Genomic DNA, 20,501 nt, shown 5'->3' with positions numbered 1-20,501 from the left:
ACTCGGAGGAAACAATTATGAATATCAAACTATTTTCGAAAAACAACTGCATGCAATGTAAAATGGCGAAACGCTTTTTAAGTGAAAATCAGATTGCATTTGAAGAAATCAATATTGATAATGAGCCTGAAGCATTAGAATTTTTGAAAGAACAAGGATTCCAAAGTGTGCCAGTCATTACCTCTGATGCGCAAACGATCATCGGTTTCCGTCCAGATCAACTACGTCAATTAGCGAGCTAAGATTTTTCTCAATGTGATGCTTTTGAGGGATTTGTCAGTCGTCCAGACCGCAAGTCCTTTTTTATACGAACAAAACAAGAAAAGAGGTTAGCCATTTATGAGCTTGAAAGAAATCAAAGATGTCAGTTATTTCAAATTGAATAATGAGATCAACCGTCCAGTAGATGGTCAAATTCCATTAAATAAAGACAAAGAAGCCTTAGCGGCATTCTTTAAAGAAAACGTTGAACCAAATACCTTAACCTTTGCGACTGCAATGGACAAAATCAATTATTTGATTGAAAATGATTATTTAGAAGAAGAATTTATCAAAAAGTATCGCCCTGCCTTTATTGAGCAATTGTATCAATTCTTAGATGAGCAACACTTTACTTTCAAATCATTTATGGCTGCTTACAAGTTTTATTCACAATACGCATTAAAAACGAATGATGGTACCGCGTATCTAGAACGTTACGAAGATCGGGTCGCTTTCAACGCCCTTTACTTTGCGGATGGCAATGAAGAGTTAGCAATGAGCTTGGCAGATGAAATGATCTACCAACGTTACCAACCAGCAACCCCTTCTTTCTTGAATGCAGGACGCAAACGTCGCGGTGAGTTGGTTTCTTGTTTCTTGATCCAAATCACTGATGACATGAACGCGATCGGTCGTGGGATCAACTCCGCGCTGCAACTTTCACGAATCGGTGGCGGTGTCGGGATCACGTTATCAAACTTGCGGGAAGCCGGCGCGCCTATCAAAGGCTACGAAGGGGCAGCAAGTGGTGTGATGCCTGTAATGAAATTGTTTGAAGATAGCTTCAGCTACTCAAACCAATTGGGTCAACGGCAAGGGGCTGGCGTGGTCTACTTGAACGTCTTCCACCCAGACATCATCAGCTTTTTATCAGCGAAAAAAGAAAATGCGGATGAAAAAATCCGTGTCAAAACCTTATCATTAGGCGTGATCGTACCTGACAAATTCTACGAATTGACGCGCAAAAATGAAGAGATGTATCTCTTTAGTCCCTACAGTGTCGAAAAAGAATATGGCGTACCCTTCTCTTATGTCGATATCACCAAGGAATACGACAACTTAGTCATGAACCCACGGATTCGCAAAATCAAAATCAGAGCCCGTGATCTAGAAAACGAAATTTCTAAATTGCAGCAAGAATCTGGTTATCCTTATATCATCAATATCGATACAGCAAACCGCAGCAACCCAATTGATGGCAAGATCATCATGAGTAATCTTTGTTCCGAGATCCTTCAAGTCCAAGCACCATCTGAGATCAACGGCAAACAAGAATACGAACTTTTAGGAACAGATATCAGCTGTAACTTAGGCTCCACCAATATCGTGAACTTGATGGACAGCCCTGACTTTGGGAAATCTGTTCGAGCAATGACTCGTGCCTTGACCTTTGTTACTGATGCGTCTGACATTGACGTAGTACCATCGATCCAAAATGGGAATGCCTTGAACCACACGATCGGTTTAGGCGCAATGGGCTTGCATACCTATTTTGCAAAAAATCAAATGGAATACGGTTCACCAGAATCCCTTGAATTTACTGATCTTTATTTCATGTTGTTGAACTATTGGACATTGGTTGAAAGCAATGCCATCGCCAAAGAAAAAGGCGAAGTTTTCCATAACTTTGAAAAATCAGCGTATGCAGACGGCAGCTACTTCACCGATTATATCCAAGGTGACTACCAACCAAAATCGGAAAAAGTCAAAGCATTGTTTGAAGGCGTCTTTTTGCCAACTGGTGAAGATTGGGCAGCCTTGGCACAAACCGTCAAAGAAACCGGTTTGTATCACCAAAACCGCCTAGCCGTTGCACCAAATGGTTCGATCTCTTATATCAATGATACGAGTGCCAGCATCCACCCAATCACTCGGATGATCGAAGAACGCCAAGAAAAGAAAATCGGCAAGATCTACTATCCAGCACCTTACTTGAGCAATGAGACGATCGGCTACTACAAATCAGCCTACGATATGGATATGCGCAAAGTGATCGATGTTTACGCAACTGCTCAAAAACACGTCGATCAAGGTATGAGTATGACCTTGTTTATGCGTTCAGATATTCCAGAAGGTCTTTACGAATGGAAAGAAACGACAAAACAAACCACCCGTGATTTGAACATTTTGCGTCACTACGCTTTCCACAAAGGCATCAAATCGATCTACTATGTACGGACCTTTACAGATGATGCAGAAGAGATCGGCAGCAACCAATGTGAAAGCTGCGTCATCTAATCCAACTTTTGCCTGAAAACGAACCAACCGCCTGCCCCTGCTCTTTCTTGACAGCGGGTCGGCTGTTGTCTTGATACGATTATTGGAGGAACCGACTATGGGTAAGACTTACTATGAAGCAATCAACTGGAATGAGATCGAAGATATCATCGATAAATCCACTTGGGAAAAATTAACAGAACAATTCTGGTTAGATACGCGGATCCCTTTATCAAATGACCTTGATGACTGGCGGACGCTATCACCATTAGAAAAAACAACGGTGGGCTACGTCTTTGGCGGCTTGACTTTATTAGATACCGTTCAATCAGAAAGCGGTATGGATCAACTGCGTAAAGATGTCCGCACCCCACACGAAGAAGCGGTCTTGAACAACATCCAATTTATGGAATCTGTCCATGCAAAAAGCTATTCATCGATTTTCAGCACCCTGAATACAAAAGCGGAGATCGCTGATATTTTTGAATGGACCAACACCAATCCATATTTGCAAAAGAAAGCCGAACGAATCAATGAGATCTACAAAAATGGCACACCGCTAGAGAAAAAAATCGCCAGTGTATTTTTAGAGACCTTCTTATTCTATTCAGGTTTCTATACACCCCTTTACTACTTAGGCAATAACAAACTAGCGAACGTAGCGGAGATCATCAAATTGATCATTCGTGACGAATCCGTTCACGGCACGTATATCGGCTACAAATTCCAATTAGGTTTCAACGAATTACCAGAAGACGAACAGCAAAAGCTGAAAGACTGGATGTACGACTTGTTGTATGAGTTGTATGAAAATGAAGAGCGTTATACCGAAGAATTATACGATGAGATCGGCTGGACCGAAGAAGTCAAAACCTTCTTGCGTTACAATGCCAATAAGGCTTTGATGAATCTAGGTCAAGACCCGCTTTTCCCAGATACCGCCAACGATGTCAATCCAATCGTCATGAACGGTATTTCAACTGGTACCAGCAACCACGACTTCTTCTCACAAGTTGGGAACGGGTATCTGCTTGGTTCCGTGGAAGCGATGAAAGACGATGACTACTTCATCGGACTTGATTGATTTGCTGACAAAAAAACACCTTGTTTCTCACCCTCAATTGGCGAGAAACAAGGTGTTTTTTAGTGAGCCAGCTGGTCTTTGATAAAGGTCAACGTTTCTGTCAAACAGGCCTGTGCTTGTGGCAAGCTATAATCAAATTGGTATTCGTGGGTCACCGTTTCCGAATCCCCTTTGTAAAAGCGACTCGTCACGGGAATATCAAGAGCTTGCAGCTGGTTGGCAAAGGCAATGCCTTGGTCTTCAAAGGAATAGGCATTGCCATCCGTGATATACGTTGGTGGAAAATCAGCCGTCAATTTATCCACCAGTGAGATCTCCTGCAGTTGGGGACTATCTTGCCATTCTTTTTTTCCTAATAATGACCAAGCCACCGTTTTGACAAAGAATTTCATAAAGCGATCATCTGAAGAAGTCCCAGCGATCTGCTTCAAATCAAGCGGTCCGCAATAGGAAATAAACCCTTTCAGGGCCGATGCAGGAATGTCTTGATCAAAGGACATTTCCTTCGCATACGCTGGATTGGTTTGCAGCGCCACATATTGCCCAGCGATTTGGGCTCCTGCAGAATCCCCGCCGAAGAAGAGTTGATCGAAATCCAGCATGGGGTATGCTTGGGCATCTGCTTTGATCGAGTCTACCGCTTGGGCTAATTGTTTGACCTGTCCAGGATAATGCAGACTTGGTGCCCATTCATAATTAATCGAAATCACAGCGGCTTTGGTTTCATCGACGACATAGGTCGCAAACTCTTTGACCCCTTCTTTGTCTCCGCCGACATAGCCGCCCCCATGGACCCAAAAAATGACTGGAACAGGGCCTTGTGCCTCTTTGGGATAATATAGATCAAAGGTACTACGTTGATAATCCGATTGATACGTCAAGTCCTGTTTGACCGTCACATTCGGCAAACTTTTTTGATAAGCTGCCTCATCCTTGATGGTCACTTCTCGGTTAAACAGATGACCGATCAAAAAAGCCCCCGGTCGTGGGGAGAGTTGAAAAGCCAGAAAAACGGCAGCTAAGAGTCCGATCAGGACCATCGCCACCCACATGAAAAAGCGCAGAATTTTTTTCAAGTAAAAGCTCCTTCCTTCGTTCTGTTTCAGCTTTTTCATTTAACCATGTTTTTTTAGCAAACTCAATGACAATTGCTAAAGATTAAAAAAGGATGATACCAATAGGCATCATCCTTAAAATAACATCGTTTATAATGGCAACATCATAAACAAACCAGCTGCGATCGCTGCCCCGATCATTGGACCGATGATTGGTACTAACGCATAACCCCAATCGGAAGTCCCTTTGTTTTTGATTGGCAAGATTTGGTGAGCGATCCGTGGTCCTAAGTCCCGTGCCGGGTTGATGGCATAGCCTGTTGGTCCACCAAGCGACAGCCCGATCGCTAAGATCAAGATCCCAACGACGATGGGATTTAATCCATCCGTAAAGGTATTGGCACCAAAAGCCAATAAGCCAAAGACTAAGACAAAGGTACCAATCACTTCAGTGATGGTATTCGATACTAAATTACGAACCGCAGGCCCTGTTGCAAAGGTACCTAAAATCGCGCCTTGGTCTTTTGTTTCATCCCATAATGGCAAGTAGTTGAGCCAAACGAGGATCGCCCCTACGATCGCACCAGCAATTTGTGCCAGCATAAACGGTACAGCCAAGCTCCAAGAAAAATTCCCCGTCATGGCCATGCCTAATGTAACGGCTGGATTCAAGTGAGCAGGTCCCATGTACCCTGAAACGTAAACGGCAATCGTTACCGCTGTCGCCCAGCCCATTGCGATCACGATCCAGCCAGAGGCTTCTGCTTTACTCTTTTTCAGATTGACAGCCGCACACACACCATCCCCTAACAAAACCAAAATAGCCGTTCCTAGAAATTCACTAAAGATCTGGGTTGTTTCATTCATCTTTTTTTCCTCCTTTTAAGGCTGTTAAATCTGATTCTGCGATCACTTGGTTCAATTCGGCTACACGGGCTGCTTTTTCTTCCTCGCTCCAGCCAAAGAAGTCGGTCATAGCTGCAACGACACCGGCTTTGACTTCATCTAAGGTGTCTCGCATAAATAGGATATGGTTGGTCCGACGCAATAGATAATCGACAGGCGTCAGAACCATTTCTTCATGCAAGGAATAGTTCAAGGCCGTACTTTCTTTTTCATCTAAGCCCTCAAACTTCGTCTTGTAGTTCAACACTTGGGGAAGATTCGACCCATAAAGATGAGCCAAATACGTCGCAGCTGCTTCATCGAATCCAGCGGCTTGCGCTTGGTCAGCCAGCTTCGCTAATTCTTCCTCTACATTGGCTGCATCAAGCTCACCACCAGAAACTGGGTACGTGGTTGAATCCACCAACTCGAAGGATGCACCGCTTTCTTGGAGCAATTCATCGATCCGTTTAACTGCTCCTTCCGCCATCAAGCGATAATCGGTGATTTTCCCCCCTGCCAACGTCAATAGTCCGTCTTTTGAGCGTTCCAAACTGCTGCCGCGAGAAACTTGCGATGGATCCACTTTGCTGGCTTCTACTCGTTCTTGTGCTTGTTTTACAGCTTTTTCTACGACTGGTCGCTGCCGCTCATCTTCAAGATACTCTTTGACGCTTTCAACGATCTGCTCAAAGCTTTCATCCGATAGTTTGCCTTTACCGCCGCCATTGTAATCAGACCCGCCATTATTCACAATCAACGGACGCAATCCTGCCCAGCTCGCTTCGATATCATCAAGGGTGATCTGAGCGTGAGGGAAGCGTTCATTCACGATGGTCAGTAGATAATCAACATCTTCTTGCGTGACCGTTGGATGGGCGAAATCGCCTGTATAATCCGTATCGGTTGTGCCAAAATAGGTCTTATTTTCTCTTGGTACCACGAAAACCATCCGACCATCATTTTTCCCAGTATCAAAATAGGTTGGTTGCGGCACTTTTAGTTTTTCCCGATCGACCACTAAATGGACACCTTTCGTCGGACGCATTTGTGGCGGCAGCTCATCATTCTTGTCTAATTGACGAACGATGTCTGACCAAGGGCCTGTCGTGTTGATCACGACTTTGGCGTGAACCTCAAAGCGCTCGTTTGTCAGTTGATCCTCCACTTCTACCCCATTGATGATGCCTTGCTCATCATGTAAGATGCCGACGACTTTGGCTTTACTGATCATTGCTGCCCCATCGGCTTGTGCTCGTTTGATGTTTTCGATCACCAAGCGGGCATCGTTGTTGCGAAAATCAAGATAGACACCGCCACCGACTAAGTTTTCCGCCTGCAGCTGAGGTTCGCGTTCTAAGACCTCTTCTTTCGTCAGCAGATAATTTTCGTATTTACTGCCTGTCACATTCGCTAAGCGATCATAAAGATCCATCGCCACTTTGACAGAAAACAAGGAGAAGGTTGCCCCTGGTTCATCATAGATTGGCAAAAGCATTGGATCTGGTTTCGGGATATGCGGAGCAATTTGCTGCACGATCGCCCGCTCCCGCACGGTGTCAGCGACCACTTCCACGTCAAAGGTTTTCAAATAGCGAATACCACCATGAACGAGTTTGGTGGACCGCGAAGACGTTCCTTCGGCAAAATCCTGCATTTCCAAAAGTACCGTCTTCATCCCAGCGGCTGCGGTTTGAACAGCAACCCCCGCGCCAGTGATCCCACCACCGATGATCAATACATCGTAGGTGGTCTTTGCCGCTTCTTGAATGGTTTGCTTCCGATCTTTATGTGAAAAGGTCATGGCTTACTCGCCTTCTTTCTTCGCTTTGAATTTGAAGGTCTGAGTAGCTGCCACCGCTTGTTTCCAGCCTTCGTACAAATTGTCTCTTTCTTCTGCTGGCATTTCTGGTGTAAACATTTGCCCTTCTTCTGCCATTGATTTCAATTCATCCAAGTCTTTCCAGAAGCCAACCGCTAGCCCTGCCAAGTAAGCTGCACCTAATGCGGTTGTTTCCAGATTCGCAGCTCGTTGCACGTCAATGTCTAAAATGTCCGCTTGGAACTGCATCAATAGATCGTTTTTGGCTGCACCGCCATCGACTTTCAGCAATGGGATATCGATGCCAGAATCTTTTTTCATCGTGTCGATGACATCTTTTGATTGATACGCAACAGCTTGCAATGTTGCCCGAACAAAATCTTCCTTCGTCGTCCCACGAGTCAAGCCAAAGACGGCTCCTCTTGCATCTGAATCCCAATAAGGTGCACCCAATCCAGTAAAGGCAGGCACCACATACACTTCATTATCGCCTTTTGCTTTGGCAGCTATTTCTTCTGATTGCGGAGAAGACTCGATCATTCGTAGACCGTCCCGCAGCCATTGGATCGCTGATCCAGCAACGAAGATACTTCCTTCTAAGGCATAATAGACTTTGCCGTTGATGCCATACCCGATGGTCGTCAGTAGGTCATTGTCAGACAATTGTGGTTCTTCACCCGTATTCATGACGATAAATGCCCCAGTGCCGTAAGTATTTTTGATCATGCCTTTTTCAAAGGCCATTTGTCCAAAGAGGGCGGCTTGTTGGTCCCCAGCCATTCCAGCGATTGGTACTTCACTGCCGTAAAAATGGTAGCTGCGGGTGTGACCATAGACTTCTGAGTTGCTTTTGACTTCTGGCAACATCGAGCTTGGAATGTTCAAAAGATCCAAGATTTCTTGATCCCATTCTAATTTATGGATATTGTAAAGCATCGTCCGACTAGCATTGGAGTAGTCGGTGACATGGACTTGTCCATCTGTCAGTTTCCACACAAGCCATGAATCGATCGTTCCGAAAAGTAGCTCGCCATTATCCGCCTTTTCTTGTGCCCCTTCGATATTGTCTAATAGCCAGCGCACCTTGGTCGCTGAGAAATACGCATCAATGACTAACCCAGTTTTTTCATGGATCATCTCTGTATGGCCATCTGCTTTTAATTGGTCAGCGATCGGTGAAGATTGGCGGGATTGCCAAACGATTGCATTTGCGATCGGCTGGCCTGTCGTTTTGTCCCAAACCACTGTCGTTTCACGCTGGTTGGTGATCCCGATGCCGGCGATTGCTTCTGGTCGGATACCTGATTCAATAAATGCCCCTGCGATGACTGATTGGACAGAGTTCCAAATTTCGTTGGCGTTGTGTTCTACCCAACCCGATTTTGGAAAGTATTGCGGAAACTCTTTTTGTGAACTACCGATTTTTTTCCCGTTACGATCAAAAATAATTGCTCTTGAACTAGTGGTTCCTTGGTCGATCGCCATTACATAATTTTTTTCTGCCATTTGATTCGCTCCCTTTAGTTTTTTATACGCTTTTCTTGTTAGCGCTTTCTGACTTGCTTTTATTTTAGCTGAACTTTCGCAATGTGGTTCGTCAATTTTTTTTCAAATTTCTAAGAAATTGACGAAATCCACTATTGAAAGCGTTCGCGGATCATTTTTTTGATCGTTTCCCGATCATAAGCGGTACCTAGTTCACTGATTCGATAAGTCGGTGTTTTCGTCTCGATAGCATAGTTTGCCAAGATTAAGTCATATTCTTGTTCTGGGCGATAGCGTTCTACGACTACGCCATTCAAATTTTTGAGATACAGCAGCCACATGTAGTAGAGGGCTTCTTTAAACAGTTCATCCATTTTCAAAGCGATCCCGACGCGAAACTCCCGATTGATTTGATAATCGATGATCGTGATCACGCTCAAGTATTTGACCATCGTCATCATCAACAAACTATTTTTATCAGATGGCTTGATATCAAGCTCTGCTAAAGCCTTATCCAATAGTTCGTGACTGATTTGCTGGATGTTACGACTGGATAGCTGCGCTTCTAACTGCCAAATATTTTCTCGATCAAAAACCTCCACATCCCCTTTGAAAAAATACACGCGGCTGTGGATCTGCAGCAGGTGACCATAACAAGTGGCTTCGATTTCACGGGGAACAAACGATGGGCGGTAGAGATGCAAAATATGTTCCAAAATCAAGGTATCCGTCAAGGCAGTTGGCGTAAACCGAGAACGCTGCAGCATATACACTTGCAGATCGTGTTCGGATAACACCGAGAACGACAGTAAAAAGACAAAGTGCAGCATCGCCTCCTCTTCTCTGACTTCTAATGCATAATGGCCAAACCCACGAAATACTAACTCCCGTAATTGCTGAAACAAAGGATCTTTCGTGTAGGGTACCATTTTCTCCCGTAAGACTTGAAAGGATTGAGTAGTAATTTTCAGTCGCGCCTTCATGATCCTCAGCCATAAGGACAAGCGCTGTTGGGCTTCTTTCGTGAAGGTCATGTTCAGACCTCGTGTGATCAGACCGACGTATTTTTCATCGATCGGCAGCGGCTGACTGTCGAAAGAATGGACATACCAAAAGAGTTCAAAATAGAAATAACGAATTTGCGTTTCTTCCCCAATCAGCTTTCCTTGCCAGATCTCTAACTCGAATTCTGCTAGCAAGCCATTTAGCTCTTTGATTTTGCGAAACAAGGATGACTCGCTGACCGCTAATTTTTGTGCCAGCTGGACAGTGGTCACCTCTTGATGCTGCAAAAGATGCTCGAGGATTTGAAATTTCAATGCTGAACGATAAAACGCCCATTCGATTTGATTAAGGGAAAAAGTGGGACTCATTTCAAAGACCAGGACACCTTTTCGATAATACAACTGACACTGTTCTTGGTAGTGAGCCAGCTCATCTTGCAACTCCTCCACATATTTTTCCAAGGAAGGCTTACTGATGCCAAGATAGCTCGCCAGCTCGTGCAGCTCCATTTTTCCGCCCACCAGTAAAAGCTTTTTGAGCAGCTGCAATTGCTTTGCTTCTTTTTTTTCTAATAACTGATCAAGTCTCATCGGCATCACTTCCCGACCATAGAAAAGTTTCGTCGATTACATTAGTGAACCGTGGATGGAAGAAAAAGTCTTTTTGGGTCAACTCCTCCATCGTTGCCTGCTGCTCGATCGCAAACGCTAATAAATTGATTTTTTCCAAAATATTGGCTTTTGATAAAAGCTGCGCACCAACGATTCGGCCGCTGGCTTGTTCGATCATCACTTTTCCATGAACCTGCGTTGGATCAAACAAGGAACTGGCGGCAGTAAACGCATGACAGACGATCGGAGATTCGAAGAAAAACCGATCAGACTCGGTCAAGCCGGTGCTTGCTAAGTACCACCCAAACAGTTGCGTACCGACTGTCCGCAATCCGCCACGAAACGGGATGGTTTTGCTTGCCAGATTACGAGCTACTGCGATTCCTGAGCGAACAGCATTGTTGACTAAGGGCATATAGACCGTGTCTTTCGTAATAGCATTCGGAATTTGGATCAAATCGCCGACCGCAAAAATATCCGTGGCAGAAGTTTCCAAGTAGGCATCTGTCCAGATGGTTTGATCACTGTGTAATTCAAAGACCGCAAATGCCTCTGGCAAGCGAGGATGAACGTTGACTGTCGTCAATACCAGATCGCTTTCATAGCCTTGATCGGCGGTTTCGATCCGAAAGCCTGTTTCCGTTTTAACGACTGCCAAAGTTGGCTTGGACCAATGCAGCTGCAAGTTGGGGATTTTTTCGATCTCCGTTAAAAAGGGCTGCAAAAAATCGTGATCAAAGTACTTGAATAAAGGATATGACATTGATTCGATCACACTGACTTTTTTTCCGATCGCAGTCAAGGTATTCGCCGCTTCCATCCCCGCTTGACCAGCACCTACGATGGTAATCGACTCTGCTTGGGGCAATTGCTGCAAGAAATGCTTGGCTGCCTCATATTCCTTGTAGGTCAGTAGTGCTTCTTCTGGTTGTGGCAAAACAGTGGAATCTTGACTGGAGCCTGCTGCCAAGACGAGTCGATCATAACTTAGTTCTCGCTTATCCGTTCGAATCCGATGATCCGAAGGAAAAATCTCCAGAAGCGTTTCTTCTAAGGCAACGTCGATCGTTTCTGCCTCCAGCTGCTCCTTCGTACAAAAGAATGCTTCTTCCAGCGATGCGATCCTGCCTTCGATCAGCAATAACAAACCGCTTGGAACAAACCCAAGATGGGCTTTTTTTTCTATCAATAAAATCTCTGCGTCAGGGTATAATCGGCGTGCTTCAAGGGCGCAGCTGACACCCCCAAAGGACCCGCCTATGATAATGATTTTCATTGGATCACCTCTCTCCCTTAGCTTAAATGAAACGCTCTCATTTGACGAGTAAAAAGCTATCTCCCTTACTATTTTTTTGCACCAGATATAGTAAGATGTTTTCAAATCAAAAAAAAATCTGAATGACCGTACCTTGAGGTTCCGCTGTCATCAGCCAAACAGCGCTCATTAAAAAATTCGCTAAAAAAAGAAAAATGCACAAAAAAACCAGCCAATCGAGACTTGGTTGCATCATCACTAGGATCATGCAACCTACTTCCTGATTGAATGGTTTATTTTTGCTATCGTTTTATCTGTGTTATTGAGGCTGAGAATCTTGCTTACAAGCACTACCAATCTTATCTGCTACGACGATCGCTGCTTTGACTTGTTCAACCGTAATTGGAAACGGCATCGAATGAATCGATTCTTCAGGGATACAAGCCTTTTCGGCTACTTCTGTTAACTCCTCGTCACTGATCGTTTCTACCCCTAAGTCTCTCAAGCAAACAGGTAAGCCAATCGATAGCGCAAAGTTGATTACTTCAAACAACTCTTTTTGAGGTGCATTTTCTAAAACGAGTTGGCAGATCGTGCTAAAAGCGACTTTTTCTCCGTGGGTGGCGTCATGGGCAGCATGAAGAACAGTCAAGCCATCATGAATGGCATGGATCGCTGCTAATCCGGCACTTTCAAAGCCTAATCCAGAAAGGAGGATATTGGCTTCGATCACATTTTCCAATGCTGGCGTGACCACATTACGCTCACAAGCTTGCTTCGCTTTGGCACCATCTTCTAAAATCGTTTCATAGCACAGCTTCGCTAACGCATAAGCGGCTTTGGTTCCTTTCGCCGGTGGACAGCCTTCTTGTGCGCCACAAGGCAATCCAGCATTGACATTAGAAAAAGAACGTTGAGTAGCTCTTGCCTCAAAATAAGTTGATAAGGCATCTCCGATTCCAGAGACAAGAAAACGTGTCGGTGCTTGCGCGATCACGACTGTATCGATCAAAACTACGCTCGGACTTTGGACAAAATACGCGTAGTCATCAAATGCGCCCTCTTCTGTATACAAAACTGCAGAATGACTGGTTGGTGCATCGGTTGCAACGATCGTTGGAACGATGATCAAGTTGCGGCCCTCTGCCACACATTTTGCCGTATCAATAGCTTTTCCGCCCCCTAAACCAATAATACAGTCACAGGCGTTTGCAGCAGCGATCGCTTTTAAACGAGCCACTTCTCCCCGAGTCGCTTCGCCGTGAAAATCACTTTCGACCAAAACAATTTCATAGGTGTTTGCCGTCTGATCTAATTTTTCTTTGACCCTTGCGACATCTTCTTTACTGGCAATCAATAAGGCGCTTTTCCCAAAGGTTTTTACAAAATATCCTAGGCGAAGCAATTCATCTTCTCCTTGCACATATTTTGCTGGACTGATAAAAGCTTTTCTCATTACACGACACTCCATTTCTTTTATTTTATTTTTAGTGCAGTCAATTGTTCTATGATCTCTTGCTCAGAAGCAGCAACTTGCAATAATGCAGCAGCAGTATAGGCACTTTCGATCAGCGCAGTATCAAATAAGTGAACTGTTTTTTCGGTCAATTCCTCCGCAAGTTCCAAATTCATTTTGGCACTGCCTAAATCATAAAAAGCGAACAGTATCTGGCCCTGGTTCTCTTCAAACGCAGTTACGATCGTTTCTGCATTTGTCCCGATTCCATTGTCCTCTAAGCCAGCTGCTAAAGTAATGGGAACATCTGGAGCAACTTCTTTGATCAAACGCTGTAAGCCAAAAGCAATTTCATAAACATGAGAGACGAGTACAATGCCGATTTTATTCATCAAAAACACCTGCTTCAATCATTGCGCCAAAAAGAAAGGCACTGGACATCGCGCCGGGATCAATATGTCCCAAAGATCGTTCCCCCAAATAAGAAGCACGACCTTTTTTGGCAACAAGATCCGCTGTTTTTTCGGCAGCTTCTTTCACGACTTCAAAGGACAAGGTTTCTGCTTCCAGAGCTACGATCGCTCGTTCCCAAGTTTCTACCATCGTTTTATCTTTAGCTTCAGATTGTCCTCGACGTTTGATACCACTAAGCGCTGCTTCAAGAATCGCTTTGGGATTTTCCATCATGGCGCTCGTTTTCGCCATCTCCAAGAAAGCCGTGCCATAGAGGGGGCCGGATGCGCCACCCACTTTACTGATCAGAGTCATCGCTGTCTTTTTAAAAACCTCTGACACCTCCTCTACAGGTTCCTTTTCTAACGTCTCCATGACTGCTGTCATTCCTCGAGCTAGATTACTTCCGTGATCGCCATCACCGATCGCTGTATCTAGTGCATTCAAATAATCTTTTTCTGCTTGAATCGTTTGATGAAAAAGACGAAGTGTTTTTAATGAATTTTCTTTTGTAAACATTCTTTTCCCCTTTTTACCAAGCGGTATGTGCTACCGGCTCCGTTAAATAAGCCACCCATTCCGGTTCCAATTTTAATAGGGTCAATGAGATACCTGCCATATCGATTGCCGTCATAAAATTGCCGACCTTTGAAAACACCACATCGAGCTCACGATCCAAATGTTTCCGTACATCTTGATAGAAAATATATTGCTCCATCAATGGTGTACCGCCCAATCCATTGACCATCACAGCAAATTTCTCCCCATTTTCCCAAGAAAAAGCCTTTTTTAATTTCTCGATCATTTTTTGAGCGATCTCATTTGAAGAACACATCGTTTCCCGAGCATAACCAGGCTCACCATGAATCCCCACACCAAACTCGATGTCTGTTTCTGTTAGTGTAAAGCCTGGACTTCCCACTTCTGGTACGGTGGCACCACTCAGTGCGACGCTGATGGTTTTTAATTGACGGACAACTTGGTTCCCAAGTGACACTAGCTCTTCAATGGAACACCCCTGTTTGGCAGCAGCTCCTAAAATTTTATGAACAAAAACCGTGCCAGCGACCCCACGTTTTCCTTGCGTAAAGGTGCTATCCTCCACAGCGATATCATCATCAACGACCACTGTGCCAACTTCAATACCATCTAGTTCAGCGAGTTCCTTTGCCATCTCAAAGTTCATGATATCGCCAGAATAATTTTTCACGATCAAAACGACACCATTGCCGGTATTCACACTTTTGATTCCTTCGTAAATTTGATCCGGCGTAGGTGAAGTAAACACTTGCCCACAAACAGCTGCCTGTAACATTCCCTCACCGACAAAGCCCGCATGAGCTGGCTCATGCCCACTTCCACCACCACTGATTAAAGAAACTTGTTTGGCGAGTTCTTTTTGTTTTACGACAAATGTATTGGGAACTTGTTCAATCGTTGATTCATTTGCTTGAACGATTCCTCGAATCATTTCTGCCAAAACATCTGTCGGTTGATTCATAATTTTTTTCATTGCTTACTTCCTTTCCATACGTTGTGAATCTTATGAAAGCTTCTTCCTATCCTCTCGATATTTCGCAAGACGCTTCATAATTTTTTGTTATTTTTTATTTCTCTTTTTAAAAAAAAGTTTCTCCCCAAAAAAACTGTTAGCACCTTCAAAAAAACAAGCTTCTTGCTATTATTCAAATTGGTCTTCCTGCTTTTTTTATAGGTCTCCTTATCTATAACCTTACCGTTTCCAAGCTCTATTTACAACGGACAGAAACACTAATGTGTCCGCTTCCAAACGCACCTTAATAGTAGTTTGCCATGGAAAAAAAGCGTATAATCGAATTACGATTTAAGTAAAAGGAGCTGGCGTCGATGAATCGTTTTATTCGATCAAAACCACAGATACAGAAACAGATTTTTGCTGGATTTGCCTATACCTACCATGATCGCCTGCGCTGGATCCCCCGCACAGGGATTTTCCTAAAAAGAGAATTGCCAACTAATAAAGTTATTTTATTAAGTGGTGGCGGTAGTGGTCATGAACCTTCCCACATAGGCTATATTGGAAAAAACATGTTGGATGGTGCTATTATGGGATCAATCTTTGAGCCTCCTTCAGCAGAAGAGATTTTCCGTGGTATCAAGGCATCATACAACGGACATGGGACCATCTTGATCATTAAAAACTTTGCTAAAGATGCTCAAAATTTCTTACAGGCGCAAACATGGGCTGCCGAAGCTGGGATGAAAGTGGATCATTTGCTTGTTTCCGATGATTGTTCGATTGAAAGTGATACCTTTATCAAACGCCGTAGAGGCGTTGCTGGAACGATTTTTGTCCACAAGCTATTGGGGGCTGCTTCAGAAGAGCTACTGTCATTAAAACAATTGAAAGAATTAGGGGAACAGATCGTCCCACGGATCAAAACACTAGGGGTTGCTTTTACTCCGCCCTCACCTATCGCACACATTCGTCAGCAATATCACTTAGCTTCGGACGAACTAGCATTTGGTATCGGTATTCATGGAGAGTCTGGTTACCGAACTGAAAAGATCCATTCTTCTGAACGAATCGCTATTGAGTTAGTCAACAAACTCAGCAAGCAATTTTCCAAAGAAGAGCTAAAAGACATCGCGCTGCTGGTCAACGGCTTAGGGGCGATCCCTCTTTTGGAACTGGCAATATTTATGAACGATGTCCAACAATTACTAGAGATTGAAGAGATTCGTGCTTCCTTTAAAAAAATGGGCAACTTCTTGACCGCCTATGATACGGATGGTCTCTCACTTTCCTTTTTTTCCTTGAAAAACCAAAAGTGGCAAGAGTACTTGCATCTTCCGACCGATGCCTTTGGCTGGCACTAAGTCATGTTCCTTTTGCTTCGACAAAAAAGAGCAGCTGTCTATTCGCTTAATCAAATAGACAGCTGCTCATATTATTCGCAAATTCTCGTCCACTTGGTTTACAGCCTTCTGACATCCACTTTGTCGTCATTGCCATAAACGCAGTCGCATAGAATTCTTCGATAAACTCACGATTTTCTTTCTTTTTGCTGTTGTCGCCCCATTTTATATCCAACATCTTACTGATCAAGCCCTTTAAGTGTTCGACATAATACTCTTGAAAAGAATTTTGACCTTGAAAAGATAACACATTACAATAGAATCGCTTATTTTCTTCAAAGTAAACGAACAAGTCTTGTAACGTCGTCATCCAGTCTTCATAAGCCAAATTATCTGCTATTTTTTCAATGGCTTCTTGCTGAAAAATCCAATCGGTCAAATCATATTTGTCTTGAAAATGATTGTAATACGTTTGACGACGTATATTGGCTGCTAGCATAATCTTTGAAATAGTTACTTTCTCGAAACCAATCTCCACTACTAATTGTTTAAATGCTTTGGAAATTTTTTTCTTTACGATCATTGATTCTGCCATCTAAACACCCTTATCTAATAAACGAATCTTCCATTTTGCTGATGCTTCCTTAATGGATAGATCTTCGACTCGTTCGGTTAATAAGATGAACCTTCCTGCCTTCGCTATACGAGTATTCTATCTAAGCTATTGTCTGTTTACAATAACAAATAATGAATATTGACAGCCGTTTTTTGCATTTCCTCCCCTTGATAAAAAACCAATCGTTATTTGTGTTGATAGAGCTGGTTTCTAGGGATCTAAAACAATTCGGTCCAACAAACAGTTAAATCATATCTAAAAAATTACTATAAAGGTAACATAACACTTTTTAATCATTCACCTAATTTTTTTCAGCTTTCACTCATTACTCATCCCGATCAGATCAAACGTTTCCGTTGAAACGATCACTTCAAAAGATGGGCTGCTTGGTCGTGGGAATTTTATCCAGTTTGCCCGTTCTTGAAGATCGTAATACCAGCCATTTGTTGCTGCTTCAAAATCTTGACGACTTAGATATTGTGGCAGCTTTTGCCCATCTAAGGTGACCCAATAGGCACCTTTTTCCTTAGTTATCACCTTCAAGCGATAATACTCGATCGTACTGTCGAAAGTACCTGTTGTTTGAAACTGAATGGTTTTTCTTTCTCTGCCAGTTGTCTTGATCGTCGTTAGCTTGTAATGCTGCTGTTCAAAATCATTGCTCTGTCCATCATCTTCGTACAAATCGAATCGTTGATTTTCTCCTTCACCTATTAGTAGTTCGATCTGTTTCAACGTATCAGTCGCCCGTTGATGCTCATCAGCACTTGTCACAAAGATACCATCTGCTCTAAGAAACATCGGGATATCTTCTAAGCCGACTGGAATCGTGATCACTTGACCACCCTCATAACATGTGAATTGCTCGTTTAATTGGAACCATTGACTACCTTTTGGCAAGTAAAGGGTTCGCGTTGTCGCACCTGCTTCCAAAACATTGGCAACTAAAAGCGACGAACCAACCATGAAGGTATGAAAAGGATCTGCATAACAGTTAGGGTCTTCTTGAAATTCGTAGAACAACGGTCTGAGGATCGGATCACCCGTTCGATGGGCTTGATACATCAATGAATAGAGGTAAGGCAGCATTTGATAGCGCAAGCGAAAGGCTTTCCGAATCAATGGATTCATTTTGTCATACATCCATGGTTGCGTAACTGTGTTATCATCGTTGGCAGAATTGATACAAAAACGCGGTTGAAAAATACCATTTTGAATCCAGCGCAGTAATAATTCTGCATCTGGTGCACCACCAGCAAAACCACCAATGTCACAGCCAGTATTTGCTACCCCAGACAAACCCATCCCGATGATTGTATCGATATTGTATCGGAGGGTCCGCCAGTCAGTGAGATTGTCTCCCGCCCAAGTTTGCGCATAACGCTGAATCCCGGCATAGCCTGCTCGATTGATGATGTACGGTCGCTTATTGGGAAAAACTTCTTTGATCGCTTGTTTTGCCGTATAGGCCATCATGTTGGCTTGGATCGGTTTTAATTCTGCAATTTGTCCTCGTTCTGCTCCTTCGCCACAAAGCGCTTGTTTTTCTTCGATCCCATCGTATTCGCAATTATCGTTCCAGACGGTAGCTGTCCCTTTTTCTAAAATCGATGCTTTCAACATTTTTTTCCAGGTATTGCGCCCTGATGCTTTTAAGAAATCAACAAAACGACCTTCACCACCCCACCAGCGACCATAGTAATCTTGTTCACCGTCGCGGTCTTTCACAAACACATCATTTGCTTCAAATTCCTCTCTAAAGGGATGCTTTTCTAAAATACCCGGTTTCAAATTCACGATAACATTGATTCCTAGCTGGTTCATTTTGTTAAAAAACGCAATTGGATCAGGAAAACGCGTTTTATTCCAATGAAACACATACCTCAGATTATCTTCTTCACCAGAGGAATAGCCCGATGCTAGCTTAAAATTATCGATCATCATACCATTGGCCCGATGCTTTTCAATCACACCATAGATTTCTTGGTCACAATTTTTGTCAAGTTCTGCATAATACATAGTAGATGCAGTAAAACCTAAGCTGTGTTTAGGCGGCATAGCTTGCTTGCCGGTTAGATCGGTATAGCGATTGACAACTTCTTTTACTGAAGGACCGTTGATAAAAAAGAGATCGATCTCGTTACCATCTGTTTGATAATAGCTATAAGGGTCCCAATAACCACTGATCTCATTGCCCATATCAAATACAGACTCATAAGAATTGTTATAAAAGAGACCAATCGCTGTTTGGTTGCTTTCACTCAGACGAATATAGAAAGGGATATGCTTGTATAACGGATCACCAAACTCTGGATCGTGACCAATTGCGTCTTTGGCGGACATGCGCATTCGTCTGCCTTTTTTATCATGGTGCCCTGTCTTTTCGCCAAAACCATAAAAATGATTGGTTTTTGGTTCGATTTTATTATAATGGTACGCTCTGCCTAGCTGGTCGATCTCAAAAGCCCGTTCTGGCAAATCAGAGTAAATCAATTCGTCTTTCTGGTTGTAGATTCTGAAATGGAAGGGTGCTTTGTGGATGATCACCTTTAATTTTTTGGCAGGAAAAATCAAGGTATCTTCCGTTTCTTCACACGGGACAGTAACCGCTGCGACTCGCTTACGCTCCTCCTTCAATAAGGAATCCAAGCGATCCTCCCAAGCGGTCATTACTAAGGCATACGATTTTTCGATAAATGTCCGATCAAAAGAGGCGCGGATTCGGACAATATCTTCCGTGAGAAATAGTAGTTGAATCGTTGCTTCTTCGGTATGGATCAAGTAATCATCGGGTCGTTTTTCAAGATAAAGAAATGTTTTCACTCTCATAATAGTCCCCTTTTCCCTGAATCAATGCACAGTCCAAGAGACAGGGATTGAATTTTGAATCATTTATTTCTTTCGTAAAAACCATCGCAGCGATTTCACTCAAGACACGCAAATTAACGATTTGCGGTATCCCTAAAAACTTTCTGAGCTGAACTTTTTTCGTTCTCGTGTAGATCGATGCTTGTTGCTGCTCTTCGATCCAGTGAAAAAATTCATGTCCGAAAACCAGGTTCGCAATTTCTGTGTCGGTGCTCTTGATTGCCCTGTTTTCTAAAAAGGCTGCTATCTGTGTGATTGCTGCCTCATTGATGAATAATTGATTAGGTGGCTGAAACTGCCCTAAGATCATTCCACTAGCATTTAAGGGCACTTGATTTCGCAACAATAGCTTGTTTTGTTTGCAGATGGTCCCCCTATCAAAGGGGTGACCATACATTTCTAAAAATTCTTTGGCAGCAGTTTCGCCACATTGTCGTGCTTGCTCAATCAGCTCCACATGATCTGATCCTTGGTATTTGCAGGCAAAGGGATCGGTCATGAATAGATAATTCGCCCAAAATTCGTCATCGTATTGCGTTAGTTCCTGCAATGGTCGTCTTAAAATAGTCGTGTGATTCATCATTGATCAC

The 20,501-nt window shown here is 43.4% G+C and carries 17 protein-coding genes; 4 read left to right on the top strand and 13 right to left on the bottom strand.

From position 1 onward, the window contains the following. Positions 1-17: 17 nt before the first annotated feature. The 3 genes from nrdH (at position 18) to nrdF (ending at position 3,562) form a co-directional block, all read left to right on the top strand. A complete protein-coding gene (nrdH, locus tag IGI96_RS11060; protein WP_005225182.1) occupies positions 18-242 on the top strand; it encodes a glutaredoxin-like protein NrdH in 225 nt (74 codons plus the stop codon). Between the two features lie 97 nt (positions 243-339). Further along, a complete protein-coding gene (nrdE, locus tag IGI96_RS11055) occupies positions 340-2,499 on the top strand; it encodes a class 1b ribonucleoside-diphosphate reductase subunit alpha (protein WP_086339191.1) in 2,160 nt (719 codons plus the stop codon). 97 nt (positions 2,500-2,596) lie between these two features. Then, positions 2,597-3,562, top strand: a complete 966-nt coding sequence (nrdF, locus tag IGI96_RS11050; RefSeq protein ID WP_005225180.1) for a class 1b ribonucleoside-diphosphate reductase subunit beta — start codon at positions 2,597-2,599, stop codon at positions 3,560-3,562. A 59-nt stretch (positions 3,563-3,621) separates the two neighbouring features. Here the strand turns inward: nrdF and IGI96_RS11045 are convergent, their stop codons facing one another. The 10 genes from IGI96_RS11045 to dhaK all read right to left on the bottom strand — a co-directional run bounded on the left by IGI96_RS11045 (position 3,622) and on the right by dhaK (position 15,102). Continuing rightward, the gene (locus IGI96_RS11045) at positions 3,622-4,677 is read right to left on the bottom strand and encodes an alpha/beta hydrolase (protein WP_086339190.1); all 1,056 of its coding nucleotides are present in this window, start codon (positions 4,675-4,677) and stop codon (positions 3,622-3,624) included. Positions 4,678-4,767: 90 nt separating this feature from the next. Continuing rightward, positions 4,768-5,484 (bottom strand): MIP/aquaporin family protein, encoded by a 717-nt coding sequence (locus IGI96_RS11040; protein ID WP_005225178.1) that lies wholly within the window; start codon positions 5,482-5,484, stop codon positions 4,768-4,770. After that, positions 5,477-7,306, bottom strand: coding sequence for a type 1 glycerol-3-phosphate oxidase (gene glpO / locus IGI96_RS11035; RefSeq protein WP_086339189.1), 1,830 nt, complete (start codon positions 7,304-7,306; stop codon positions 5,477-5,479). Before glpO ends, IGI96_RS11040 begins: the two co-directional genes overlap by 8 nt. 3 nt (positions 7,307-7,309) lie before the next feature. Continuing rightward, positions 7,310-8,830 carry a glycerol kinase GlpK gene (glpK, locus tag IGI96_RS11030; RefSeq protein ID WP_005225176.1) on the bottom strand — a complete coding sequence of 507 codons (1,521 nt, stop codon included), beginning with the start codon at positions 8,828-8,830 and terminating at the stop codon, positions 7,310-7,312. 131 nt (positions 8,831-8,961) lie between these two features. Then, on the bottom strand, positions 8,962-10,404 hold the full coding sequence (locus tag IGI96_RS11025; protein WP_086339188.1) for a helix-turn-helix domain-containing protein: 1,443 nt from the start codon (positions 10,402-10,404) through the stop codon (positions 8,962-8,964). After that, positions 10,394-11,701: an NAD(P)/FAD-dependent oxidoreductase gene (locus IGI96_RS11020; RefSeq protein ID WP_086339187.1), complete on the bottom strand. Its 1,308-nt coding sequence runs from the start codon at positions 11,699-11,701 to the stop codon at positions 10,394-10,396. The genes IGI96_RS11025 and IGI96_RS11020 overlap by 11 nt, the downstream gene beginning before the upstream one ends. 298 nt (positions 11,702-11,999) lie before the next feature. Next, complete coding sequence (locus IGI96_RS11015; protein WP_060793023.1) at positions 12,000-13,136, bottom strand: glycerol dehydrogenase; 1,137 nt, start codon at positions 13,134-13,136, stop codon at positions 12,000-12,002. A 20-nt stretch (positions 13,137-13,156) separates the two neighbouring features. Beyond that, on the bottom strand, positions 13,157-13,528 hold the full coding sequence (dhaM, locus tag IGI96_RS11010; RefSeq protein ID WP_060793022.1) for a dihydroxyacetone kinase phosphoryl donor subunit DhaM: 372 nt from the start codon (positions 13,526-13,528) through the stop codon (positions 13,157-13,159). Next, positions 13,521-14,108 (bottom strand): dihydroxyacetone kinase subunit DhaL, encoded by a 588-nt coding sequence (dhaL, locus tag IGI96_RS11005; protein ID WP_086339185.1) that lies wholly within the window; start codon positions 14,106-14,108, stop codon positions 13,521-13,523. The genes dhaM and dhaL overlap by 8 nt, the downstream gene beginning before the upstream one ends. Before the next feature lie 13 nt (positions 14,109-14,121). Beyond that, positions 14,122-15,102, bottom strand: coding sequence for a dihydroxyacetone kinase subunit DhaK (gene dhaK / locus IGI96_RS11000; protein ID WP_086339184.1), 981 nt, complete (start codon positions 15,100-15,102; stop codon positions 14,122-14,124). Between the two features lie 353 nt (positions 15,103-15,455). On the opposite strand from dhaK, the gene IGI96_RS10995 reads away from it, so the two are divergent. After that, positions 15,456-16,448 (top strand): dihydroxyacetone kinase subunit DhaK, encoded by a 993-nt coding sequence (locus tag IGI96_RS10995; protein WP_086339183.1) that lies wholly within the window; start codon positions 15,456-15,458, stop codon positions 16,446-16,448. A 46-nt stretch (positions 16,449-16,494) separates the two neighbouring features. Here the strand turns inward: IGI96_RS10995 and dhaS are convergent, their stop codons facing one another. The 3 genes from dhaS to IGI96_RS10980 form a co-directional block, all read right to left on the bottom strand. Continuing rightward, complete coding sequence (gene dhaS, locus IGI96_RS10990; RefSeq protein WP_060793018.1) at positions 16,495-17,022, bottom strand: dihydroxyacetone kinase transcriptional activator DhaS; 528 nt, start codon at positions 17,020-17,022, stop codon at positions 16,495-16,497. A 339-nt stretch (positions 17,023-17,361) separates the two neighbouring features. Next, entirely contained in the window at positions 17,362-19,872 is a 2,511-nt protein-coding gene (locus IGI96_RS10985) for a glycoside hydrolase family 31 protein (protein WP_086339182.1), read from the bottom strand. Continuing rightward, positions 19,844-20,491 carry a hypothetical protein gene (locus IGI96_RS10980; RefSeq protein ID WP_086339181.1) on the bottom strand — a complete coding sequence of 216 codons (648 nt, stop codon included), beginning with the start codon at positions 20,489-20,491 and terminating at the stop codon, positions 19,844-19,846. Before IGI96_RS10980 ends, IGI96_RS10985 begins: the two co-directional genes overlap by 29 nt. Positions 20,492-20,501: the final 10 nt, after the last annotated feature.

The organism is Enterococcus sp. DIV0421 (genome assembly GCF_051713745.1).
In the GTDB taxonomy this organism is placed as follows: domain Bacteria; phylum Bacillota; class Bacilli; order Lactobacillales; family Enterococcaceae; genus Enterococcus_D; species Enterococcus_D casseliflavus.
Note: the sequence above shows the minus strand (reverse complement) of the source record. Positions and strands in the feature narration are given on the sequence as shown.